The sequence below is a fragment of the Stenotrophomonas indicatrix genome (assembly GCA_041545745.1).
Lineage (GTDB): Bacteria > Pseudomonadota > Gammaproteobacteria > Xanthomonadales > Xanthomonadaceae > Stenotrophomonas > Stenotrophomonas indicatrix_A.
Genome location: CP168152.1, coordinates 3,287,616 through 3,310,078 on the forward strand (window position 1 = coordinate 3,287,616; position 22,463 = coordinate 3,310,078).

Sequence of the window (22,463 nt, forward strand, 5' to 3'; positions counted from 1 at the left end):
GAAAGCAGACAGTCGGCCTGGATCAGAGCAGAACAACATCGAACTGCTCCTGCAGGTACTGCTCATCCGCCTGGAAGCGGATGCTCTTGCCAAGGAACTCCTCCAGCTCGGCCACGGCCGTGGATTCCTCATCGGTGATCCGCGCCACCACCTTGCTGGAAGCGATCACCAGCAGGCGCGCGGCATCGAACTGACGCACCGCACGGGTGATCTCGCGGAAGATCTCGTAGGTCACCGTTTCGGTGGTCTTGATGGTGCCGCGGCCACTGCACTGCGGGCAGGTTTCCGACAGCTGGCGTTCCAGGCTTTCCACCGTGCGCTTGCGGGTCATCTCCACCAGCCCCAGCGGCGAGAAGTCGTACACCGTGGTCTTGGCGTGGTCGCGGGCCAGCGCCTTCTCCAGGGTACGCAGCACCTGGCGGCGATGCTCGGCATCATCCATGTCGATGAAGTCGATGATGATGATGCCGCCCAGGTTGCGCAGGCGCAGCTGCCTGGCCACCGCCTGCGCGGCCTCCAGGTTGGTGCGGAACACCGTCTCTTCCAGGTTGCGCTGGCCCAGGAACGAGCCGGTATTGACGTCGATCGTGGTCATCGCCTCGGTCTGGTCGATCACCAGGTAGCCACCGGACTTCAGCGGCACCTGTTTGTCCAGCGCACGGCCGATCTCGTCCTCGACCCCGAACATGTCGAAGATCGGGCGATCGCCGCTGTACAGCTCGATCTTCTCTGCCAGCACCGGCATGTACTTGGCCACGAAGGCCTGCAGCTGGGCGAAGGTCTCCTTCGAGTCCACCTTCACCTTGTCCACGTCCTTGCGGATCAGGTCGCGCACCGAACGCAGTGGCAGGCTCAGGTCTTCGTAGATGTTGCTGCACGACGCCGCCTCACGGCCGCGGCGCTCGACCACGTTCCACACACGGGACAGGTAGGCGATGTCTTCGGCGATGGCCTCGGCCGGCTGGCCCTCGGCATTGGTGCGCACGATGTAGCCGTAGCCGCCGTGCTGGGCCGACAGTTCGGTCACCAGCGCCTTCAGCCGCGCGCGCTCGCCTTCGTCCTCGATGCGCGCCGACACGCCCACCACCTTCGATTGCGGCAGCAGCACCATGTAGCGCGAGGGGATGCTGATCTGGGTGGTCAGGCGTGCGCCCTTGGTCCCGATCGGATCTTTCACCACCTGCACCACGATGTCCTGGCCGTCGCGCAGCAGCTCCACGATCGGCACGCTGGACGGCGGCGGCAGGGTCGTATTCTCGGTGTCGGCACTGGCCACCGGTGCCGGCCGCACCACGTCGTTGGCGTGCAGGAACGCGGCGCGCTCCAGCCCCACTTCGACGAATGCCGCCTGCATGCCCGGCATGACCCGCTGCACCTTGCCCTTGTAGATGTTGCCGACCACACCCCGGCGCCAACCGCGCTCGATGTGCAGTTCCTGCAGCATGCCGTTCTCGATCACCGCGACCCGGGTTTCGCGCGGGGTCACATTGACCAGGATTTCCTCAGACATCGGCAGCCTCCCTGGCGGCATCAGCAGTTGGGGCCAGCACGCCGCAGCGTGCCAGCAGACGATCGGTATGCAGCAACGGCAGCCCCATGACACCGGAGTAGCTGCCGGAAAGGTGTTCGATCCAGCGCTCGGCGCCGCCCTGGATGGCATAGGCACCGGCCTTGTCCAGCGGCTCGCCGGTGGCGACGTAGGCGGCAATGTCGGCCGCATCGATCGCGGCGAAGGTGACCTCGGAAACGACCAGCTCGCTGTCCAGCCCCTGCGCGTCCACCACCACCACGGCGGTCATCACCTGATGGGTGCGCCCGGCCAGCCGCGCCAGCATCGCCCGCGCGTCGGCGGCGTCGGCCGGCTTGCCGAACACGTCGCCATCGAGCACCACTTCGGTATCCGAGCCCAGCACCCGCGCCTGCGGGTCATCGGCCAGCACCCGTGCCAGGCCGGCGCGCGCCTTGTCGGCGGCGACCCGGCAGACATAGTCCTGGGCACTTTCGGAAGCCGCGCGCTGCTCGACGACCTCCAGGTCCAAGGCCTGGAAAGGGCGTCCGAGTCGGGCCAGCAGTTGGTTGCGTCGGGGGGAGCGGGAAGCAAGATAGAGCATCGACACAGCATAACCTGACGCCGGTACCTGAATCGTCGGACAATCCTTCCCCGGCGCCTGCAACCCCGAACGGACTCACAGCGCGTTCATCGCTACGACACCACCCTCACCGCCACAACAAGGAGATCCCATGCGCCGCACCGCCACCCCGCTGCTGCTTGCCCTGTCCCTCGCTCTTGGAGCTTCGATGACCGCTCATGCCGACCCGTCGTCGCCGTCGATCGCCGCCCCGGCCGAAGGCACGCTGCTGAACATCTCGGCCAACGCCGAAGCCACCCGCGTGCCGGACGTGGCCACCCTGTCGGCCGGCGTGGTCACCCAGGCCGCCGACGGCAACAGCGCCATGCGCCAGAACGCCCAGCAGATGGACAAGGTACTGGCCGCGATCAAAGCCGCCGGCATCGCCGAGCGCGACGTGCAGACCAGCGGCGTCAGCCTCAACCCGCAGTACCGTTATGCCGACAACGAAGCACCGAAGATCACCGGCTACCAGGCCAGCAACACCGTCAGCCTGAAGGTCCGCGACATCGCCAAGCTCGGCAAGGTGCTGGACGCGCTGGCCGCGCAGGGGGCCAACCAGATCAACGGCCCGCAGTTCGAGATCGACCAGCCCGAACCGGTCTATGACGAAGCCCGCCTGGCGGCACTGAAGAAGGCCCAGGCCCGCGCCCAGACCTATGCGAAGTCGCTTGGCCTGCAGGTGCGCCGCATTGTCAGCATCTCCGAGAACGCCGGTGGCGGTTTCCGCCCGATGCCGATGATGCGTGCGCAGGCCGCCGGCATGGCCATGGACAAGGCCACCCCGGTCGCCCCGGGTGAGTCGACCGTCTCGGTGAATCTGGACGTGGTGTTCGAACTGGGCCGCTGAGGCCCCTTCAGTTCAACCTGACGGCGCCCTGCGGGGCGCCGTTTTCGTTTCCGTCGTCGCCGTGCCCGCCTCGTTAGATGAAGGCCAGCTCAACGCTGCCGCCCCTGCCTCTAGGCAGTGGTGGAGGCGGCGCGCTAATGATTGACTGCCAGCCGCGTGCGGCAACCCCGATGGCGGCCCTGGTGCGTTGAGGACTTCGACACTGGCATGGAGGTGGACCATGGTTCGTACGTATCCCGTAGTACCCCTGCACTTCGATCCCGCCCGCGTTGCCGCCTGGAGTGCGGCCATCGCCCTGCATCTGCTTGCGTTCCTGATGTTGCTGATTCCGGCGACCTACCAGGCCGTCACCGCACTTCCTCGCGACCAGACCACGATCAGGTTCATTCCCAAGGAAGAGCCAAAGCCGCCGGAGACCGCCCCCCTGCCGCCCAAGCCTGAAAAGGTGGAGGTGGTGCAGAAGCAGCAGGCCGTTCCGGTCCCGCCAACACTGCCAGCGCCCACCGCGACCGTCGAAGAGGCCCAGGGCATCATCCTGCCGGCCGCCGAGCCGACAGCGGTGCAGGCGGCGGCGCCGATCGCCCCGTCCACGCCACTGGCCGGCGCCCAGCTGCAGTACCGCAGCAACCCGCCGCCAAGCTACCCGATCCAGGCGCTGCGCAACCACGAGCAGGGCACGGTGCTGCTGCGGGTGGAAGTGGACCCCAGTGGCCAGCCGGTGAATGTCAGCATCGAACGCAGCAGCGGCTCGCGCAGCCTGGACCAGGCCGCTCGGCAGCAGGTGCTGCGCCACTGGCGTTTCGTGCCGGCCGAGCGTGATGGCGTGGCCGTTCCGGCCATCGGCATGGTGCCCGTGCAGTTCTCCCTGCCCGACTGAGTCAGAGGCCGGCCCGGCAGCACGCCGGGCCGGCCACAACGGTGAATGGGCCGCAACAGGGCCAATCTGCCCGATTATTTGAACTTCGTTGGAAAACCGTTACGAATTTAGTAAAACTTCACACCTCCGTCACCTGCCGGAAACCTAGATTGACGCGTCCCGGGACACACCGGAGACAGCCCTCAATGCTCGAGTTTTCCAGTCAGGAGAGAAGCTGTGAAACACCCGATCCAACGGCCCGCCAGCCGCCGCCGCAACCACCTGGCAACGTCCATCACCCATATCCTCACCGGCGGTGCCCTGCTGCTCGCCGGCGCCGTGGCTTCCTCCTCTGCATTCGCGCAGGAACAGGCCACCAACCTTGACCGGATCACGGTCACCGGTTCGAACATCCCGCGCACCAACACCGAGACACCGTCGCCGGTGCAGGTGGTGACCCGCCAGGAAATCGATCGCACCGGCAAGACCTCGCTGGCCGAGTATCTGCAGACCATCACCGCTGACGGTGCGGGCTCCATTCCCAAGACCTTCGGCAACGGCTTCGCCGGTGGCGGCGCCGGCATTTCGCTGCGCGGCCTCGGTGCCGGCTCGACGCTGGTGCTGTTGAACGGCCGTCGCATGGCCACCTACGGCCTGGCCGATGATGGCCAGAAGGTGTTCACCGACCTCAGCACCATTCCGCTCGACGCTGTCGAACGCGTGGAAGTGCTGAAGGACGGCGCCTCGGCGATCTATGGCTCCGACGCCATCGCCGGCGTGGTCAACATCATCCTGCGCAGTGACTTCCAGGGTGTGATCCTGCGTGGTTCCTACGGCTTGTCCGGCGACAGCGATGGCGACGCCAAGAAGGCCACCCTGACCGCCGGTACCGGCGATCTGGCCAGCGATGGCTGGAACGCGTTCTTCAGCCTGGACGTCGGCAAGACCGACGCCATCAAGATCAGCGACCGCAAGAACCGCAAGTGGATCGGCACCGGCGACACCCGTCAGTGGGGCTATGACAAGACCGCGCAGTTCCTGGGCGGCGCGTACACCCGTGGCGGCACCTCGGGCGGTTCCGGGCCGAACGGCTCCTACCTGGATGCCACCGGCCACCTGGTGCCCCTGCCCGGCTGCGCGGGCCTGACCACCATCGGTGGCCAGACCCCGGCCAGCATCGCCGCCGACGGCTGCCTGTTCGATCCGGCGCAGCAGTACCGCGACCTGATTCCCGAAGAGAAGTACGTCAACGTGTTCGGTCGCGCCAGCTTCGCCTTCGGTGAAGGCGGCGAGGTCTACACCGAGATCGGCTACTCCAAGAAGCAGACGATCTTCAGCAATACCCCGTCCGGTGTCTCCGGCGGCTGGGGTTACCCGGGCGGCCCGGTCAATGCCAACAGCGGCTCGGGCGCCACCACGCTCGGGGCCACCCATCCGGACAACCCGACCGGTGCGCCGGTGCGCCTGCGCTACTCGGCGTGGGACGTCGGCCCGCGCGTCACCGACAACACCAACGAGTTCAACCGCTTCCTGGTTGGCGTGAAAGGCAACTGGGGTGACTGGAGCTACGACACCGCCTACCTGCATTCGGGCACCGACCTGACCAACAAGCGCACCGGTTTCCTCAACTACGACAACGTGCGTTGTGCGCTGGCCAACCCGAACTGCGCCGGCGGTGTGTGGCGCATTGGCGACAACGCCGGCGAGAACTCGCAGGCACTGTACGACTTCATCTCGCCGATGATCAGCGCGCGCGCCAAGTCCAGCCTGGACATGTTCGACTTCACCATGTCGCGCAGCCTGATGGACATGAAGGGCGGCCCGCTGGGCCTGGCGTTCGGCACCGAGTGGCGCAAGACCAGCAACAGCCTGACCCCGCAGACCTTCACCGACACCGGCGACATCATTGGCCTGGGCTACTCGGCCTACGACGGCACCCAGAACGTCTACGCCGGTTATGTCGAACTGTCCGCGCCGGTGCTGGAGCAGTTGGAGCTGTCCGCTGCGATGCGCTATGACAAGTACGAGAGCGGTGAGGGCAAGGCCACGCCGAAGCTGGGCGTGAAGTGGACCCCGGCCGACTGGATCGCCCTGCGCGCCAGCTACGCCGAAGGTTTCCGCGCACCGAACCCGGCCGAGAACGGTGACGGTGGCCTCGCCGCCTTCTCCACTGCCGTCGACCCGATTCGTTGCCAGATCAGCGGCAACAACGCAGCAGAGTGCGGCGCCAACTCGGTGGCGATCATCACCAAGCCGAACAAGCTGCTGAAGCCGGAAGAGTCCAAGAGCTACTCGGTCGGCATCGTGCTGCAGCCAACCTCGTCCACCTCGATGACCGTCGATGCCTGGCAGATCAAGCGCACCAATGAAATCGTGCAGGGCAGCACCTCGGCGGCGATCCTCGCCGGCAACGTCCTGCGCGACAGCAACGATCTCAATGGCGTGGCCAACAGCGGCACCATCCTGGCGGTCAACACGGCCTACGTGAATGCCAGCTCCTCGCGCGTCCGTGGTATCGATACCGACATCCGCCAGACCTTCGACATCGGCCCGGGCCAGCTGGAGCTGGACCTGCAGTGGAGCCATATCCTGAAGTTCGAGCGAACCGAAGGCGGCGACACGGTTGACTACGTGGGTACCCACGGCAACTGCGACGTCACCAACTGCATCGGCACGCCGAAGGACAAGGTCAACTTCGGCACCACCTGGAAGCAGGGGCCGTGGAGCGTCAGCGCCGTTGCCAACTACATCAGCAAGATGGACAACATCGACAAGCGTGGCGGCGATTACCTGGCCTTCTACGCCGATGGTGAGCCGGTGAAGAAGATTTCTTCGTTCACCACGATGGACCTGTCCGGTCGCTGGAGCATCAACGATTCGTTCGAACTCAACGCCTCGGTGGCGAACGTGTTCGATCGCATCGCCCCGCTCGACCCGACCACCTACGGCGGCGTGAACTACAACCCGATGCACTTCTCCGGTGCGCTGGGTCGCTACTTCACCGTCGGTTTCAAGTACACCTTCAAGTAATACGACCGCAGCGTCACCTGCCAAGGCCCGGGCTCACGCCCGGGCCTTGGCTTTTTTCCAAACGCGACAGCGTCCATCATGGGCACCCTGACAGCTGCGGCGCGCGTGATGCCCTCTTCGAACCAACGCCTTGGCCTGGCCGCACTGACTGCACTGGTGGTCGGCTCGATGGTCGGCGCCGGCATCTTTTCGCTGCCGCAGAACGTGGCGCGCAGCGCCGGCCCGGCCGCAGCGCTGATCGGCTGGGCAGTGAGCGGCGCCGGCATGCTGATGCTCGCCTTCGTGTTCCAGGCTCTGGCCAATCGTCGCCCCGACCTGGACACCGGCATCTACGCGTACGCGCGCGAAGGCTTCGGCAGCTACATCGGTTTCTCCGCCGCCTGGGGCTACTGGGTCGCGTCGGTACTCGGCAACGCCAGTTTCTTCGTGCTGATCTTCAGCGGTCTCGGCCATTTCGCACCGGTGTTCGGCGAAGGCAATACACCGGCCGCCATTGCCGCATCGTCGCTGTTGCTGTGGACCGTGCACCTGCTGGTACTGCGCGGCCTGCGCACCGCGGCGATCGTCAATGGCCTGGTCACCGTGGCCAAGCTGGTGCCGATCGCGCTGTTCCTGATCCTGGCGGCCGGCGCATTCCGCATGGACGTGTTCCGCGCCGACTTCTTCGGCGCTCCCGCGCTGGGGGACATGGGTCAACAGCTGCGCGGAATGATGCTGGTCACCGTGTGGGTGTTCATCGGCATTGAAGGCGCCAGCATCTACTCGCGCCGGGCCACACGACGCGCCGATGTCGGCCGCGCCACCGTGATCGGCTTCATCGGCGTGTGGCTGCTGCTGGTGCTGGTCAGCCTGCTGTCGATGGGTGTGCTGTCGCAGGCCGAGCTGGCGGGCCTGCCCAATCCCTCGATGGCCTACGTGCTGCGCGCGATCGTTGGCGAATGGGGCGCGACGGTGATCATCATCGGCTCGATCATCTCGGTGCTGGGCGCGCTGCTGGCGTGGGTGCTGCTGTGCGCCGAAGTACTGTTTGCCGCCGCTGGCGATGGCACGATGCCGGCCTTTCTCGGCCGCGAGAACGCACGCGGCGTGCCCGCCAATGCGCTGTGGTTGAGCAACGGTCTGATCCAGTTGTTCCTGCTGCTGGTGCTGTTCAATTCGGGCAGCTACACCAGTCTGGTGCTGCTGGCGGCTTCCATGAGCCTGGTGCCGTACTTCCTGTCCAGCGCGTTCGGCGTGAAGCTGGCCTGGCAGGGCGAGGCTTACGCCAGCGCGGCCGGTGCCCGCTGGCGCGACTTCATCGTCGCGCTGCTGGCCAGCGCCTATGCGCTGTGGCTGGTGTATGCCGGTGGCCTGGACAACCTGCTGCTGTCGGTGCTGCTGTATGTGCCGGGCGTGGTGCTGTACGCGTTGACCCGGCACCAGCGCGGCGAGCGGGTGTTCACACGTTGGGAGTGGGTGCTGTTCGGCGCGATCCTGGTGGTGGCGATCGCCACGCTGGTGGCGTTCTCACGTGGTGCGCTGAACTTGTAGCGCCGGGCCTGCTTGATCGATCCCTCGCAATGCATCCACGCATGGCGTGGATCCACCGCCGCACGCGATTGCACGGCGCGACACAACAAAAAAGGCCTGCATCTTGCGATGCAGGCCTCTTGAATGTGGCGCCCGAAGTTGGACTCGAACCAACGACCCCCTGATTAACAGTCAAGTGCTCTAACCGGCTGAGCTATTCGGGCAGACCGCCAGTATAACGACTCTTCACGCGCGATGGTAGGGGTGATTGGCCAACATCGCAGCAGCGCGATACAACTGCTCGGCCACCACCAGCCGCACCAGCATGTGCGGCAGCGTCAGCGGGCCGATCGACCACTTTTCATCGGCCAGCGCAGACACTTCCGGCGAATGCCCTTCGGGGCCGCCGATCAGGAACGCCAGGTCCCGGCCCTGTCCACGCCAGTGCTCCAGGCGCTGCGCCAGCTGCTCGGAACTGAGCTGCCGGCCCGGTACGTCCAGCGCAACGACATAGGCATTCTTCGGCAACGCAGCGATCACCCGCTTGCCTTCGTCCTCGGTGGCGCGACGCGCGTCGCGCCCTTTGCCACGCAGGCCAGGCTCGATCTCCACCAGCTCGAAGGGCAGCCAGTGCGAGAGCCGCTTCTGGTACTCGGCAAACCCCTGCGCCACCCAGCTGGGCGCGCGTTCGCCGGTGGCGATCAGGCGGGCTTTCATCCACATTCCTCCAAAACGTCGACGGCGCCATCGGCGCCGTCGAAAACCGCATCAACGAATGGCTCAGGCCACTTCGTCGTCGTCGTAGGACGGCGGCTGGTCGCCAACGGTCCACAGGCGCTCGAGCGCATAGAACTCGCGCACGCGCGGCAGCATCACGTGCACGATGACGTCGCCCAGGTCGACCAGCACCCATTCGGCTTCACGCTCGCCTTCAACACCCAGCGGCATGACGTCGATCTTCTTGGCGAAGCGCACGACCTCGTCGGCGATGGACTTCACATGGCGGGTCGAAGTGCCCGACACGACCACCATGTAGTCGGCGACGCTGGACTTGCCGCGTACATCGATCTCGACCGGGTCCTTGGCCTTCAGGTCTTCGGTGGCTTGACGGACGCTGGCCAGCAGTTCCGGCACGGAGGGCGGCGGGCTGGGCAGATCGACCTTGATGGTCTGGGGCTGGGTCTGGTTGCTCAAAGCGGGTCGACTCGATAAACGTAGAAGCGATTATACGGCCACAGCGCGGCAACCGTATTCACGAGGTGGCGGAGCGGTACAGGCCGTGGCCAGAAACATAGTCGGCCACCGCCGGTGCCAGCATGGCCCGCCAGGGGCCGCCCGCGGCGATCTGGGTGCGCACGGCACTGGCCGATTCCTCGCGCAGCGGGTGGTGCAGGCGCAGGATGCGGCCGGCCGGGCTGGCAAGCAGGGCCTGCTCATTGTCGGCCCAGCGCCCCTCGGTAGCCTGACCCAGCGCACCGTCGACACTGGCCAGAAGCGGACTGCCTGGACGCTCGGCGACGATGAAATGGGCCAGCCCGAACAGCGCCTGCCACTCATGCCAGCTGGGCAGGCCCAGCAGGCTGTCGGCCCCCACCAGCCACGCCAACGGACGGCTGGGGCCAAGTTCGGCACGCAGTTCGCGCAGGGTATCGACGGTATAGGACGGCCTGCCGGGAAAGCGCGCCGCCCGATCCAGCTCACGGCGGTCCAGCAGCAGGCCCGGTTCATCGCCGACGGCCAGGCCGAGCATGGTGCAGCGCTGTTCGGCGGTCGCGCCCGGCACCGCGCGGTGCGGCGGGTCGGCGGCAGGCAGCATGCGCACTGCCACCTGCAGCTCATCGCGCGCAGCGCGCGCGATCGCCAGATGGCCCAGATGCACCGGATCGAAGGTGCCCCCGTAATAGATCCGCAGGCTCATGGATCAGGCCCGGACGAGCAGCCGTACCGCGCGTGCCTCGGCCACCGCCACCAGCAGGCGCTCAAGCGCGAGCCAGGCATCGCCGTCGGCGCGCCCCTTGGCGATGCGGTCAACCAGCCCTGCTTCGGCCACGAAACGCTCCCAGCGCTTGCCTTCCGGATGCCGCTGCAGGGCACGTTTGTAGGGTGCCTGCCGCGACTCCCAGATACCGCGGGATTTCATCTCCGCAGCCAGATTGCCGCCGCGTGCCTGTACCCGTGCCAGGCCGGCACCGGCCAGCAGTTCGCGAATCACGATCGGCATCAGCGCGGCCACGGCCTCGCCTTCGCCGCGCAGACCGGCCAGCATCCTCAGCACGGCCTGTGGCTGGCCGGAGAACGTGGCTTCCACCAGCCGGAACACATCGTAGCGGGCGGCATCGGCCACCAGCGACTCCATCCGTTCCACGTCCAGGGTCTGGCCGTCGGCCAGCAAGACGAGCTTGTCGATCTCCTGCGCAGCCGCCAGCAGGTTGCCTTCCACGCGTTCGGCCAGGCGCTGCACGGCGGCCGGCTCGGCGCGCAGGCCCCTGCTGCGCAGGCGCCGTTCGATCCAGTCCGACAGCTCATGTGGCTTGATGGCCCAGGCCACCGACAGCACGCCGACGCGGTTCACCGCCTCGGCCCATTTGCCCTGGTGCGCCTTGCTCCATTCGTTGGCGGTGATCATCAGGATCACGTCCGGCGCCGGGTTGGCGCAGAACCGGCTGATCACCTCACCGCCGTCCTTGCCCGGCTTGCCGCTGGGCAGGCGCACTTCCACCAGGCGGCGGGCACTGAACAGGCTGGGGGCATTGAAGCTGGCGTCGAGCTGGTTCCAGTCGAAATCACGGCCATCGGCATCGAACACTTCGCGCTCGTCGATGCCGGCCGCGCGTGCGCGGGCCCGCACGGCGTCAGCCGCCTCCAGCACGCGCAGTGTTTCCGGGCCGGCGATCAGATATACCGGCGCCAGCGCCGTGTCGCCGCCCTGCCCGGCCAGCTGTTCCGGTCGCAGTTCCATCAGGCGCCCGGCTCAGTGCTGGACGGCGGGTGCGGGCTCGACCGGATCGTGCTCGACCGGCTTCGGTGCCGACAGGCTGCCGCCCTTTTCCAGTTCGGCGCGGACCACGCTGTCGATACGGCGGATGATCGAGGCCGACATTTCGCGGCGCAGTTCGTCAGCCAGGATCTCGCGTTCGGTGGTGGTACCGGTGGCGTCGGTCGGCGGCGACACGTAGTCGCGCGACAGTTCGATCACCTGCTGCGGCACCAGTTCGCTGCCATCTTCGCGGCGGAAGATGAAGATCACCGCATAGCGCAGGCTGTATTCCTGCGCGCGGCCCTGCGAGTCGATGGCAATGGGCAGGTCGCCCCAGCGTTCGGACAGCACCTGCAGCTGGGCATTGGGGCCCTTGCTGTCCTCATCGGCCAAGCGTGCACCGGAGGCCAGCAGGCTGCGGTTCAACAGCTTGACCAGCTCGCTGTAGGGCGCGGTGGATACCACCTTCACCGGCGCCGTATCGGTCGGCAGCATCAGCTTGTTGCGCAGGTGGAAACCACAGCCGGCGAGGCCGAGGACGAGAACGAGGGCAAGCAGGATTCGGGTCATGGAGACAGTCTGGCGGAGCCGGGCGATCACGGCAACAGACAGGGTGCCCGAGGCCGCGTGAACGCAGGGCCATCGGCCGGGCACGCCCGGCGTGGCGACAACGCACCGGCCACCAGGATGGCGGCCGGTGCCGGGTACATCAGGCAGCGACGATGTTCACGATCTTGCCGGGGACGATGATGATCTTGCGCACCGTCAGGCCTTCCAGGAACTTGGCCGCGTTCGGCTCGGCCAGGGCCAGCGCTTCAACCTGTTCGCGCGCGGCATCGGCGGCGACCTCGATGGTGCCACGCAGTTTGCCATTGACCTGCACCGCCAGGGTCAGGGCATCGCGTACCAGCGCGCTGCTGTCGGCCTGCGGGAACGGCTGGTCTTCCAGCAGCGTTTCGCCATGGCCCAGCACCTGCCACAGGGCGTGGCTGGCATGCGGGGTGATCGGGTTGAGCAGCAGCACGATGGCCTGCAGTGCTTCCTGGCGCACGGCGCGCCCCTGTTCACTGCCGTCCTCGAACTTGGCCAGCGCGTTCATCAGCTCCATCACTGCGGCAATGGCGGTGTTGAAGCTGTGACGACGGCCGTAGTCGTCACCGACCTTGCCGATGGTCTCGTGGGTCTTGCGGCGCAGGGTCTTCTGGCCGGCATCCAGCGCGGCCGCGTCGAGCGCCGGTGCGGCACCGTCGGCAGCGTGCTTCTGCACCTGTGCCCACAGGCGGCGCAGGAAGCGGGCCATGCCGTCCACGCCGGCTTCGTTCCATTCCAGCGACTGTTCCGGCGGTGCCGCGAACATCGAGAACAGGCGCACGGTGTCGGCGCCGTACTTGCCGACCATCGCCTGCGGGTCCACGCCGTTGTTCTTCGACTTGGACATCTTCTCGGTACCGCCAACCACCACCGGCTGACCGTCGGCGATCAGGGTGGCGCCGGTGATGCGGCCGCGCTCGTCGCGCTGCACTTCCACATCGGCCGGGTTGATCCAGTCCTTCGAGCCATCCGGGTTCGGGCGATAGTAGGTCTCGGCGATCACCATGCCCTGGCACAGCAGGTTGCGCGCCGGCTCGTTGCTGTCCACCATCCGCGCGTCGCGCAGCAGCTTGTGGTAGAAGCGGAAATACATCAGGTGCAGGATCGCGTGCTCGATGCCACCGATGTACTGGTCGACCGGCAGCCAGTAGTTGCCGCGCTTGTCGACCGCATCGCGGGCACCCGGCGAGGTGTAGCGGGCGTAATACCAGCTCGACTCCATGAAGGTATCGAAGGTATCGGTCTCACGCTCGGCCGCGCCACCGCATTCCGGACAGGTGGTCTTGCGCCATTCCGGATCGGTCTTGATCGGCGAACCGGTACCGGCGAACGCCACGTCTTCAGGCAGCACCACCGGCAGCTGGTCTTCCGGCACCGGCACCGCGCCACACTTGTCGCAGTAGATCACCGGAATCGGGCAACCCCAGTAGCGCTGGCGGCTCACCCCCCAGTCGCGCAGACGGTAGTTCACCCGGCGCTGGCCCTGGGCCTTGCGCTCGAACCGTTCGGCCAGCGCTTCGAAGGCGCCCTGGAAGTCCAGGCCGTCGAACTCGTCGGAGTTGACCAGTTCGGTCTCGCGGGTCTTGTCGCCGTACCAGTCCTGCCAACGCGTCGCGTCGTAGGCGCCCTCGTCCTTGCGCAGCGACTTCAGCGCGATGACCTGGCGGATCGGCAGGTTGTACTTGTTGGCGAATTCATTGTCGCGCTGGTCGTGGCCCGGCACGGCCATCACCGCGCCGGTGCCATAGCCCATCAGCACGAAGTTGGCGACCCACACCGGCACCTGGGCACCGGTAACCGGATGCACGGCGCGCAGGCCGGTATCCATGCCGCGCTTTTCCTGGGTTTCCAGTTCGGCCTCGGACACGCCGCCCTGCTTCATTTCCGACAGCAGCGCAGCCAGTTCCGGGTTGTTCTTCGCGGCATGCAGCGCCAGCGGGTGTTCGCCGGCGATCGACACGAAGGTCACGCCCATCACGGTGTCCGGGCGGGTGGTGAACACGCGCAGCGGATCCAGTGCGGCGCCATCGACGTCGCGCACATCGAACTGGATCTCCAGGCCTTCGGAACGGCCGATCCAGTTGCGCTGCATGGTCTTGACCGAGTCCGGCCAGCCGTCCAGCTCATCCAGGCCATCCAGCAATTCCTGGGCGTAGTCGGTGATGCGCAGGAACCACTGCGGGATCTCGCGCTTTTCCACCAGCGCGCCGGAGCGCCAGCCGCGGCCGTCGATGACCTGCTCGTTGGCCAGCACGGTCTGGTCGACCGGGTCCCAGTTCACCACCGCGTTGCGGCGGTAGGCCAGGCCCTTGCGCATCAGGCGGGTGAACATGCGCTGCTCGTGGACGTAATAGTCCGGGCGGCAGGTGGCGAACTCGCGCGACCAGTCGATGGCATAGCCCAGCGACTTCAGCTGGCTGCGCATGTGGTCGATGTTCTTGTAGGTCCAGGCGGCCGGTGCGGTCTTGTTCTTGATCGCGGCGTTTTCCGCCGGCAGGCCGAACGCGTCCCAGCCCATCGGCTGCAGGACGTTGTGGCCGGTCATGCGCTTGTAGCGGCTGATCACGTCGCCGATCGTGTAGTTGCGCACGTGGCCCATGTGCAGCGCACCGGACGGATACGGAAGCATCGACAGGCAGTAGTACTTCGGCTTGTCCGAGGCTTCATCGACCTCGAAGGCACGGGTAGCGTCCCAGTACTTCTGGGCGGCGGATTCAACCTGCTGCGGATCGTAAACGTTGGGTTCGACGCTGGTCATGTAACACGCGGTTGCGGCGGCAAAGCGGTACAGCGTACCGCAGTGCGGCAAATGGCTCCAATCCCGCCTGCCGGGCCAGCGCTCGGCGAGGCGGTGGAACGCGTCTCAGCGCCTGCGCGACAGAGGCAAGGCCAAGGCCAGCCACAGCGCCCAGCAGGCAAAGGCCAGCCGCTGGGCCAACGCCGCCGGCAGTACACCCGGCAGGCCGAACGCCAGCACACCGGCGCCGATCCCGCAGGCCAGCGCCAGCAGGCCCAGCCTGCGCCCACCGGGATGCCGCAGCCGTGCCGCACCCAGCATCACGCTGCCGGCGACAAAAGCCAGCGCCCAGACCATCCACACACTGGCGTGCAGCTTGCTGGCGGGGCCCTGCATGTCCATCTGGTCCTCGAAATCCAGCGGCAGCAGACCCATTGCGATGAAGGCAAGCGCGGCCAGCAGCAGCATCTGGCTGCCCACGCGTGCCGTCCAGGCGACGTCCACCGGTAGTTGCCGGCGCAGGCGCTCGGCCACCACGACCGCCAGTGCCCCCGGCAGCACCAGCCCCAGCAGGTTGAAGCCCAGCGCATGGGGAATGCCGTGCGCGCCCAGCCAGGTCACCGGATGCAGTGCCTGCGAGTAGTCCGGCAGCGCTTCACCAAAACCGGCCACCGACAGCACGAACAGGGCTGCGGCGAGCACGCCCACCCAACGATCCAGCCGAACCACGGACATCGCAGCCACTCTTCAGGAGAACATCAGCGCATTGTCGCGGCAGCTGGCACCTCCGCCAAGCTGTCCGGGATTTCATGAGGAAGTGGCCCCAGGGTTGAGACCGACATGGTTCGTCACCATAGAATCGGTCTCCAGATGCCGAACGATGCCCCATGACCGAGACGACCTACGTATTCGACGCCACCACCGCTACCTTCGAGGCGGACGTGCTGCAGAAGTCGCTGCAGACGCCGGTCCTGGTGGACTTCTGGGCGGCCTGGTGCGAGCCGTGCAAGACCCTCGGCCCGATGCTGGAGAAGCTGGCCGGCGAATACAACGGCGCCTTCGAGCTGGCCAAGGTCGATGTGGACAAGGAACAGCAGATTGCCGCGGCCTTCCAGATCCGTTCGGTGCCCACCGTATTCCTGGTCAAGGGTGGGCAGCTGGTGGACGGCTTCCCCGGCGCCCTGCCGGAAGGCCAGCTGCGTGAATTCCTGGCCCAGCACGGCGTGGTGCCGGCCGATATCGGCGACACCAGTGCCGAGGACGAGGCCCCGCTGGACCCGCAGGCACAGGTGGACGTACTGCGCGCGCAGATCGCCGCCGAGCCGGACAAGGATGAGCTGAAGCTCGACCTGGCCCTGGCCCTGCTGCAGCTCGGCGGCGTGGACGAAGCCGGCACCCTGATCGATGCCCTGCCCGCCAACCTGGCCACCGACGACCGCGCCGTGCGTGGCCGCGCCCGGCTCTCCTTCGCCGCCGCGCTGAAGGATGCCCCGCCCGCCGAGGTACTGGATGCGCGCATCGCCGCCGACGGCAAGGATCTGCAGGCGCGTCACCTGCGCGGTGTGCAGTTGCTGCTGGCCGGCGAGGACGAAGCCGCACTGGAACAGTTCCTGGAGATGCTGCGGATCGACCGCGGTTTCCAGGAAGGATTGCCGCGCAAGGCGCTGATCGATGCCTTCAACGTCATCGCCGATGAAGACCTGGTAGGCCGTTCGCGGCGCCGGATGGCCTCCCTGCTGTTCTGAACGGCGACGGCATCGTTCAGAATACCTGCACTGAACGCGGGCAATAATGCCCGCGATGGTGGCCCCCAGGGCCGCCACGATCCGTTCGGGGGGATGAGGTCGGGGCCATGGGGTCTTGCAGCTGCGCCCCCGCTTTGCCGGGACAGCATTCCGTGACCGTTGGCCGCTCGTCGTCTTTCATCATCCGTTTCCTGCGCACCCTGCTGTGTGCCGTCTGCCTGTTGCCGGCGCTCGCCAGCGCGCAGGACTGGAACTATCGGGTCCGCCCCGGCGATACCCTGTGGGACCTGGGCGCTGCCTACCTCAAGCCCAGCGTGGGCTGGCAGCAGCTGCAGCAGCACAACCGCATCGACAATCCATACCGGCTGCCGCCGGGCGAACTGCTGCGCTTCCCGATCGGCTGGCTGCGCGTTGAACCCGCCCCGGCGCGGGTACTCGCAGTGCGTGGACAGGTTGAACTGAGCGCAGCCGATGGCAGCAGCAGCCGCGCCGTGCGCGCCGGCGAGCAGCTGCACATCGGCGACGCGATCCAGACCAAGGCCGACTCCAGCATCACCCTTGAATTCGCCGACGCGTCGCGGTTGCAGCTGCGCGAGTACTCACGCCTGCGCCTGGACCAGCTCAGCCGTTATGGTCGCACCGGCATGGTCGATACCCGCCTGCGCCTGCAGCAGGGACGCGCCAGCAACCGGGTCACCCCTGCGCGCGGGCCCGCCTCGCGCTACATCATCGATGCACCGACGGCCACCAGCAGCGTGCGCGGCACCGTGTTCCGGGTCAGCGCCGGCGATGACGCCCATGCTGGCGCCACCGAAGTACTGGAAGGCAAAGTGCAGGTCGGCAACCTGCATGGCCAGCGATTGGTGCACCCCGGTCAGGCCAGCCGCAGCGCCGGCAGTGGAACAGCACCCGAAGCGGTTTCCGGTTTGCTGCCGGCACCGCGCCTGCGTGCCGATGCCACCCGCCTGGGCGCCCTGCCGGCCCAACTCGCGTGGGAGCCGGTGACCGGCGCCGATCACTACCGGGTGGAAGTGGTGCAGGCCGCCACCCCGGAAATCCTGTTGTTTGCCGCCGACACCGCCGACACCGGACTGGTGATTGGTGAGCTGCCGCCGGGAGCGCTGCGCCTGCTGCTGCGCGCAGTGGATGCACAGGGTGTGGAAGGTCTCGATGCCAGCGAGGATTTCGTCCTCAGCGACCAGCCGCCACCGCCACTGACCATTTCCCCACTGCAGGGACAGGAGGTCAACAGTGATCGGCCGCGCTTCCACTGGAGCCAGGCGCCCGGCGCCAGCAGCAGCGTCCTGCAGGTTGCCGACGAGCCGCAGTTCCTGCAGCCACTGCGCGAACAGAGCACCGGCGGCACCGACCTGCGCCTGGGCGAGCCGCTGCCTCCCGGCCAGTACTACTGGCGGATCGCTTCGCGTGATGGTCAGGGCCACCAGGGTCGCTATGGCCAAGCACTGACGCTGCAACTGACCGATGAACCGGTGGACCCGGCACTGCAGCCACCCGAAGCAACGGATGGCCAGCTGACCCTGCGCTGGCAAGCGGGAAGCGATGGACAGCGCTACCGGGTGCAGGTCGATCGTCGCGGTGATTTCATCGCGCCGCTGGTCGATACCACCGTTGACCAACCGCAGCTCAGCTTCAAGCGCCCGTGGCGCGGCACGCTGCACATCCGCGTGCAGTACATCGACGACGATGGCCACGCTGGTCCGTTCTCGCCTGCGCAGCAGGTCAAGCTGCCGTGTCGCCTGTGCTACGGCGCGGGCGGCGGTGTCCTGCTGCTGTGGTTGTTGCTGTGAGGCGCTCGCCGCTACCGTGGTCGCGACGGATCCTGCTGGCACTGCTGGCGGGTGTAGCGACTGCAGTGGTCAGCCACGGCCAGTGGCTGTGGCGACAGGACGAGACCGCCTACGACCTGATGGTCGGCAGCTGGGATTACCGCCCAGACCCCAGCGTGCTGATCGTGGCCATCGACGAGGGCAGCCTGCAGCGGCTGGGTCAGTGGCCGTGGCCGCGCTCGGTGCATGCCCGTCTGCTGGACCGCTTGACCGATGCCGGTGCCGAGCGGGTGGCACTGGACCTCATGCTGTCCGAGCCCGACCGCCGCGATGCGCGCCAGGATGCCGAGCTGGCAGCAGCGATCCGTCGCAACGGCCGCGTAGTGCTGCCGGTCCTGGCCGCACCGGCTGCCGGCGACCGCATGGCCGAGGAGATGCTGCCCATCCCGTTGATTGCTGCCAACGCTGCCGCCATCGGCCACAGTGACGTTGAAGTGGACGGCGATGGTGTCGCCCGCGGGATCTACCTGCATGCCGGCATCGGCCAGGCACACTGGCCGGCGCTTGGCCTGGCGTTGACGGGTCTGCCGCCGCAACACACGCAGGGCCTGCCCGACCCCGCCCCCGCGCTGGCCTCGCCCTATCAATGGCGTCGCGACGACTACGTGCGCGTGCGCTATGCCGGGCCGCCGGAACGCTTGCCGCAGGTGTCCTACGCCGATGTCCTTGAGGGGCGCGTGGATGCATCGATGCTGCGTGGCAGGCGCATCGTGGTGGGCATCACGGCCAGTGGCATCGCCCCTCGCCTGTTGACACCCACCACCCGCGAATACTGGATGAGCGGCAGCGAGTACCAGGCCAACATCGCCTCGATGCTGCTGCAGGACAAGCAGATAGACGTGTTGCCCCGCGCTTGGCAGGACGCACTGGCCGGACTGCTGGTGGCGATGTGCGTACTGCTGCTCGGGCTGCGTCTGCCCTGGGTGGTTGCCCTGTGCTCGCTGCCCGCCGCGCCGCTGCTGAGCTGGCTGCTGCTGCGCACCGGCAGCCTCTGGTGGGCGCCGGCCAGCGCGCTGCTCGGCGTCGTGCTGGTGCTGACTGCATGGGCGACCTGGCGGATCGCCTCCTGGCACCGCCAGGCCAACCGTGATGCGCTGACCGGGCTGGGCAACCGCCTGCGCTTCGAACAGTCGCTGCAACAGGAATGCGACGCGGCACGCCGCAGTGGCAAGCCCCTGACCCTGGCCCTGATCGATGTCGACCACTTCAAGCACCACAACGATCGTCATGGCCACCAGGTCGGCGACCGCGTGTTGTGCGAAGTGGCCCGCCTGATCCAGGCGCATGCCCGGCGCCCCCGTGACATGGCTGCCCGCTACGGAGGTGATGAGTTCGCACTGGTGCTGCCCGACACCCCGGTTGAAGGCGCACGGCAGGTAATCGAAGACCTGATCTCCTGCATACGCGGCCTGCCACCGCCCGGCGATAGCAGCGACACAGGTGTCACCTTGACCATCGGCGTCTACACCCGTGTGCCGGACAGCGACCTGCAACCACATCATTTCGTCGAAGGCGCCGACAATGCGCTTTACCGGGCCAAGGACAATGGCCGCGACGGCTATGTGATCGACGGCGGCACGCCCGGGTCATAGCGGCCGGCAGGCCTGACGTGGATGCCACGGCCTACAACATACGCATGCGAATGGTCAGACTGGAGCCCCGCCCCCTGCCCGGTTCCCGCATGAAAGCCAGCACGTTCCGCTTCGGCATCAATCTGTGGCCACCGTTCCTGTTCACCGGCATCCATGTCACCCGGATCACTCCGGACTACCGGCAGATCGACGTGGAACTGCGCCTGCGCCCCTGGAACCGCAACTACGTGGGCACCCACTTCGGCGGCAGCCTGTTCGCGATGACCGATCCGTTCTGGATGCTGGGCCTGATGCATACCCTTGGCCGTGACTATTACGTCTGGGATCGTGCCGGTGCGATCGATTTCCTCAAGCCCGGCCGTGGAACCGTGCGCACGTCCTTCCACATCGATGACGCCCTGTTGGATGAACTGCGTACGGCGGCGGCCGGTGGCGAAAAAGTGCTGCGCTGGTTCAGCAACGACGTGGTCGACGAAGCCGGCGAGGTCGTCGCGCAGGTACGCAAGCAGGTCTATGTGCGCTTGAAGCCACACGCACGGTAAAGCGGGCCGGCTGGCGCCCCGCTATCCTCTGCAGCCCTGCCATGGAGGCTGCCGTGCGCCTTTTTCGTCCTTGCTGCGGTACTGACCGCCCTGCCCTTCGCCGCCGAAGCACTGGACGTGCCGCCGGTGCGCTACCCCACCCTGCCGGCGCACGCCGCTACGGCCAAGGGTTTCGTACCAGCCGGCTGGGCGCTGGAATACCGGATCGAAGGCGACCTCGACCACGACGGGCGCGCCGACCTTGCGCTGGTGCTGCGCCAGCAGGACCCGCGCAACATCATCGAGCACGATGGGTTCGGCCCGTCGCCGTATGACAGCAACCCGCGCATCCTCGCCATCGCCTTCGCGCGACCGTCCGGCTACGTGCTGGCCGCGCAGAACCACACGCTCATTCCGCGGCCGGACTCGCCCGTGCTCAGCGATGTGCTGGCCGAAGGCACCGGCGTGTCGATCCAGCGCGGCGCACTGCGGGTGGGCCTGTACTCGTTCTCCAGCGCGGGCAGCTGGTCGACGAGCACCACCACGTTCACGTTCCGCTGGCAGGAAGGCGACTTCGCGCTGATCGGCTACGACCGGGACTCGATGATGCGCAATTCCGGGCAGACCGAAGGCCTCAGCGTGAACTTCTCCACCGGCAAGGTGAAGCTGACCGAAGGCAGCATGCAGGACGACAAGGAACAGGTGCGCTGGCAGACCCTGGGTGACCGCAAGCGCTGGACGCTGGACAGCGTTGGCGATGGCTGGGCATTCAATCCGCTCGGCGACGGCGACTGAGCCAGGGTCAGTCCGCCCGCAACGGCATCAAAAGATGCGGGCCCTCGCCTTCGCGCGCCGGTCCACGCCGCAATACCTGCAGGCGGCGACCGTCGGCAGACAGTTGTGGCATGCGGGCGTCCGAACGCCACAGCGCCGGCAACCGCGCCAGTGCCTCGTCGGGTGGCCCGGCCTGTTGCCGCAGCCAGCGCTGCGCGCCAAGCAGGCGGATCATCGCCGCTGCGTCCTGGCTGCGCGTCGCGTACTGTGCGTGGGACGGCCCGGCGATGGCGCTCAATGTGCATCCCAGCGGATTGGCCAGGCAGCCCACATCCCATCGGGGCGGTGGCGGCACAAGTAGCGGGACATCGGCTGCCAGCGCCTTCACTGCAGCGGGGCGGCATGCCCAGCCGAAATTGCCGGCGATCCGGGCCAGGGTGTGGTCGCGATCCAGCAGCAGGCGGCTGCCTGCTGTCTGCGTGGACGCCTCGATGGCAGCCTTGTTCATCGCAAATTCGCCCTGCATCGCTTGGCACAGGCTCTGCTCGTCGGCGTCCAGCGGCTGCAGCGCCGCCTCGCAGGAGGCGGGCAGCACGTAATCCGGTGATTGCTCGACCAGCATGTCACCCAGCAATGCAGCATGGGACCTCACCACGGCGGCACCCATCATGCTGTCCACCACCGTGCTGCCGGTGCGCATCATCCGCCGCCCGAACCGAACCGATCTGCAGCCTGCCTCGACGGCACCGGCAACATCGCCCTGCAGATAGGCCAGTGCCTGCGCACTGGCGCCATCCAACAGCGGCGTGTACGCCGGTAGTGGCAGGAGTTCGCTTTCGAAGGGCTGGAACGGGGAATCGAAACGATCATAGTCCGCCATCCGCGCCAGTCGCTCGTGCAGGCCGGAATGCCCGGCGTGTGCATCAACGAAGCGCTGCGGATCAGCGCGTACCTGTGCCAGGCAGCCGACGGGCCCGACGGCACAACGACCTGCCCCATCCAGAGTCAACGGTGCGTGCCTGGCCGCCAGCAACGAGGCGTGCGACGCCTGCGATGGCGAGGCCTTCCAGCGCTGCAGATCGTCGGCCAACGCCACCTCACGCTGGGCCTGGTCCAGCCCATCGAACGGCAGCGTCCACAGCAGGGCGAAGCCGTTGCGACCTTCGTTGGGTTGCACGGCCTCAAGCAGACGCCTGTCTTCCCGCTGGGCGGCCGACAACGGCCAGAACCTCGACAGCAGCCATGCCGCGACGGCCATCACCATCAGACCCAGCATTGCCCAGCTCAACCGCCGCAGCATCCTCA

Annotated in this window: 19 protein-coding genes and 1 tRNA gene; 9 read left to right on the forward strand and 11 right to left on the reverse strand. The window is 67.1% G+C overall.

Going from position 1 to position 22,463, the window contains the following annotated elements; genetic code table 11:
* Positions 1 to 22: 22 nt before the first annotated feature.
* Together rng and ACEF39_RS15110 are read right to left on the reverse strand one after the other, a co-directional pair.
* Positions 23 to 1,510 carry a ribonuclease G gene (rng, locus tag ACEF39_RS15105; RefSeq protein WP_025879287.1) on the reverse strand — a complete coding sequence of 496 codons (1,488 nt, stop codon included), beginning with the start codon at positions 1,508 to 1,510 and terminating at the stop codon, positions 23 to 25.
* Complete coding sequence (locus ACEF39_RS15110) at positions 1,503 to 2,111, reverse strand: Maf family nucleotide pyrophosphatase (RefSeq protein ID WP_089236369.1); 609 nt, start codon at positions 2,109 to 2,111, stop codon at positions 1,503 to 1,505. The genes rng and ACEF39_RS15110 overlap by 8 nt, the downstream gene beginning before the upstream one ends.
* A 130-nt stretch (positions 2,112 to 2,241) precedes the next feature.
* Between ACEF39_RS15110 and ACEF39_RS15115 the strand changes: the two genes are divergently transcribed.
* The 4 genes from ACEF39_RS15115 (at position 2,242) to arcD (ending at position 8,395) form a co-directional block, all read left to right on the forward strand.
* A complete protein-coding gene (locus ACEF39_RS15115; protein ID WP_165377766.1) occupies positions 2,242 to 2,979 on the forward strand; it encodes an SIMPL domain-containing protein in 738 nt (245 codons plus the stop codon).
* Positions 2,980 to 3,199: 220 nt separating this feature from the next.
* The gene (locus tag ACEF39_RS15120) at positions 3,200 to 3,856 is read left to right on the forward strand and encodes an energy transducer TonB (RefSeq protein ID WP_500285634.1); all 657 of its coding nucleotides are present in this window, start codon (positions 3,200 to 3,202) and stop codon (positions 3,854 to 3,856) included.
* A 216-nt stretch (positions 3,857 to 4,072) separates the two neighbouring features.
* Positions 4,073 to 6,865 (forward strand): TonB-dependent receptor, encoded by a 2,793-nt coding sequence (locus ACEF39_RS15125; RefSeq protein WP_500285635.1) that lies wholly within the window; start codon positions 4,073 to 4,075, stop codon positions 6,863 to 6,865.
* Positions 6,866 to 6,973: 108 nt separating this feature from the next.
* A complete protein-coding gene (gene arcD / locus ACEF39_RS15130; RefSeq protein WP_500288035.1) occupies positions 6,974 to 8,395 on the forward strand; it encodes an arginine-ornithine antiporter in 1,422 nt (473 codons plus the stop codon).
* A 126-nt stretch (positions 8,396 to 8,521) separates the two neighbouring features.
* On the opposite strand, the gene ACEF39_RS15135 is transcribed toward arcD, so the two are convergent.
* From ACEF39_RS15135 to ACEF39_RS15170, 8 genes are all read right to left on the reverse strand, one after another.
* Positions 8,522 to 8,598, reverse strand: a tRNA-Asn gene (locus tag ACEF39_RS15135).
* 22 nt (positions 8,599 to 8,620) lie between these two features.
* Positions 8,621 to 9,091 (reverse strand): 23S rRNA (pseudouridine(1915)-N(3))-methyltransferase RlmH, encoded by a 471-nt coding sequence (gene rlmH / locus ACEF39_RS15140; protein WP_025879294.1) that lies wholly within the window; start codon positions 9,089 to 9,091, stop codon positions 8,621 to 8,623.
* A gap of 63 nt (positions 9,092 to 9,154) precedes the next feature.
* A complete protein-coding gene (gene rsfS / locus ACEF39_RS15145) occupies positions 9,155 to 9,568 on the reverse strand; it encodes a ribosome silencing factor (RefSeq protein WP_099818985.1) in 414 nt (137 codons plus the stop codon).
* Positions 9,569 to 9,626: 58 nt separating this feature from the next.
* Positions 9,627 to 10,292 carry a nicotinate-nucleotide adenylyltransferase gene (gene nadD, locus ACEF39_RS15150; RefSeq protein WP_500285636.1) on the reverse strand — a complete coding sequence of 222 codons (666 nt, stop codon included), beginning with the start codon at positions 10,290 to 10,292 and terminating at the stop codon, positions 9,627 to 9,629.
* Between the two features lie 3 nt (positions 10,293 to 10,295).
* Positions 10,296 to 11,333 (reverse strand): DNA polymerase III subunit delta, encoded by a 1,038-nt coding sequence (gene holA, locus ACEF39_RS15155; RefSeq protein WP_500285637.1) that lies wholly within the window; start codon positions 11,331 to 11,333, stop codon positions 10,296 to 10,298.
* Between the two features lie 12 nt (positions 11,334 to 11,345).
* Complete coding sequence (locus tag ACEF39_RS15160) at positions 11,346 to 11,921, reverse strand: LPS-assembly lipoprotein LptE (protein ID WP_049467022.1); 576 nt, start codon at positions 11,919 to 11,921, stop codon at positions 11,346 to 11,348.
* 139 nt (positions 11,922 to 12,060) lie between these two features.
* Positions 12,061 to 14,700 (reverse strand): leucine--tRNA ligase, encoded by a 2,640-nt coding sequence (gene leuS, locus ACEF39_RS15165; RefSeq protein ID WP_500285638.1) that lies wholly within the window; start codon positions 14,698 to 14,700, stop codon positions 12,061 to 12,063.
* Positions 14,701 to 14,805: 105 nt separating this feature from the next.
* On the reverse strand, positions 14,806 to 15,414 hold the full coding sequence (locus ACEF39_RS15170; RefSeq protein ID WP_500285639.1) for a DUF998 domain-containing protein: 609 nt from the start codon (positions 15,412 to 15,414) through the stop codon (positions 14,806 to 14,808).
* A gap of 152 nt (positions 15,415 to 15,566) precedes the next feature.
* Between ACEF39_RS15170 and trxA the strand changes: the two genes are divergently transcribed.
* The 5 genes from trxA (at position 15,567) to ACEF39_RS15195 (ending at position 21,179) form a co-directional block, all read left to right on the forward strand.
* Entirely contained in the window at positions 15,567 to 16,424 is an 858-nt protein-coding gene (gene trxA, locus ACEF39_RS15175) for a thioredoxin (RefSeq protein WP_500285640.1), read from the forward strand.
* Between the two features lie 107 nt (positions 16,425 to 16,531).
* Positions 16,532 to 18,232, forward strand: a complete 1,701-nt coding sequence (locus ACEF39_RS15180; protein ID WP_500285641.1) for a FecR family protein — start codon at positions 16,532 to 16,534, stop codon at positions 18,230 to 18,232.
* Positions 18,229 to 19,863, forward strand: coding sequence for a CHASE2 domain-containing protein (locus ACEF39_RS15185; protein ID WP_500285642.1), 1,635 nt, complete (start codon positions 18,229 to 18,231; stop codon positions 19,861 to 19,863). The genes ACEF39_RS15180 and ACEF39_RS15185 overlap by 4 nt, the downstream gene beginning before the upstream one ends.
* Positions 19,864 to 19,952: 89 nt before the next feature.
* The gene (locus ACEF39_RS15190; protein WP_500285643.1) at positions 19,953 to 20,405 is read left to right on the forward strand and encodes a DUF4442 domain-containing protein; all 453 of its coding nucleotides are present in this window, start codon (positions 19,953 to 19,955) and stop codon (positions 20,403 to 20,405) included.
* 126 nt (positions 20,406 to 20,531) lie between these two features.
* Positions 20,532 to 21,179, forward strand: a complete 648-nt coding sequence (locus ACEF39_RS15195) for a hypothetical protein (RefSeq protein WP_500285644.1) — start codon at positions 20,532 to 20,534, stop codon at positions 21,177 to 21,179.
* 7 nt (positions 21,180 to 21,186) lie between these two features.
* Here ACEF39_RS15195 and ACEF39_RS15200 read toward each other — a convergent pair whose 3' ends face one another.
* Positions 21,187 to 22,458 (reverse strand): hypothetical protein, encoded by a 1,272-nt coding sequence (locus ACEF39_RS15200; RefSeq protein WP_500288036.1) that lies wholly within the window; start codon positions 22,456 to 22,458, stop codon positions 21,187 to 21,189.
* Positions 22,459 to 22,463: the final 5 nt, after the last annotated feature.

Excerpts from the sequence above, each read along its gene's own strand:
- ACEF39_RS15200 (WP_500288036.1), bottom strand. The coding sequence starts at position 22,458 with ATGCTGCGGCGGTTGAGCTGGGCAATGCTGGGTCTGATGGTGATGGCC.
- ACEF39_RS15180 (WP_500285641.1), top strand. The coding sequence starts at position 16,532 with ATGGGGTCTTGCAGCTGCGCCCCCGCTTTGCCGGGACAGCATTCCGTG.
- ACEF39_RS15160 (WP_049467022.1), bottom strand. The coding sequence starts at position 11,921 with ATGACCCGAATCCTGCTTGCCCTCGTTCTCGTCCTCGGCCTCGCCGGC.
- rng (WP_025879287.1), bottom strand. The coding sequence starts at position 1,510 with ATGTCTGAGGAAATCCTGGTCAATGTGACCCCGCGCGAAACCCGGGTC.
- holA (WP_500285637.1), bottom strand. The coding sequence starts at position 11,333 with ATGGAACTGCGACCGGAACAGCTGGCCGGGCAGGGCGGCGACACGGCG.
- leuS (WP_500285638.1), bottom strand. The coding sequence starts at position 14,700 with ATGACCAGCGTCGAACCCAACGTTTACGATCCGCAGCAGGTTGAATCC.
- trxA (WP_500285640.1), top strand. The coding sequence starts at position 15,567 with ATGACCGAGACGACCTACGTATTCGACGCCACCACCGCTACCTTCGAG.
- arcD (WP_500288035.1), top strand. The coding sequence starts at position 6,974 with ATGCCCTCTTCGAACCAACGCCTTGGCCTGGCCGCACTGACTGCACTG.
- rlmH (WP_025879294.1), bottom strand. The coding sequence starts at position 9,091 with ATGAAAGCCCGCCTGATCGCCACCGGCGAACGCGCGCCCAGCTGGGTG.
- ACEF39_RS15190 (WP_500285643.1), top strand. The coding sequence starts at position 19,953 with ATGAAAGCCAGCACGTTCCGCTTCGGCATCAATCTGTGGCCACCGTTC.
- ACEF39_RS15115 (WP_165377766.1), top strand. The coding sequence starts at position 2,242 with ATGCGCCGCACCGCCACCCCGCTGCTGCTTGCCCTGTCCCTCGCTCTT.
- nadD (WP_500285636.1), bottom strand. The coding sequence starts at position 10,292 with ATGAGCCTGCGGATCTATTACGGGGGCACCTTCGATCCGGTGCATCTG.
- ACEF39_RS15110 (WP_089236369.1), bottom strand. The coding sequence starts at position 2,111 with ATGCTCTATCTTGCTTCCCGCTCCCCCCGACGCAACCAACTGCTGGCC.
- ACEF39_RS15170 (WP_500285639.1), bottom strand. The coding sequence starts at position 15,414 with ATGTCCGTGGTTCGGCTGGATCGTTGGGTGGGCGTGCTCGCCGCAGCC.
- ACEF39_RS15120 (WP_500285634.1), top strand. The coding sequence starts at position 3,200 with ATGGTTCGTACGTATCCCGTAGTACCCCTGCACTTCGATCCCGCCCGC.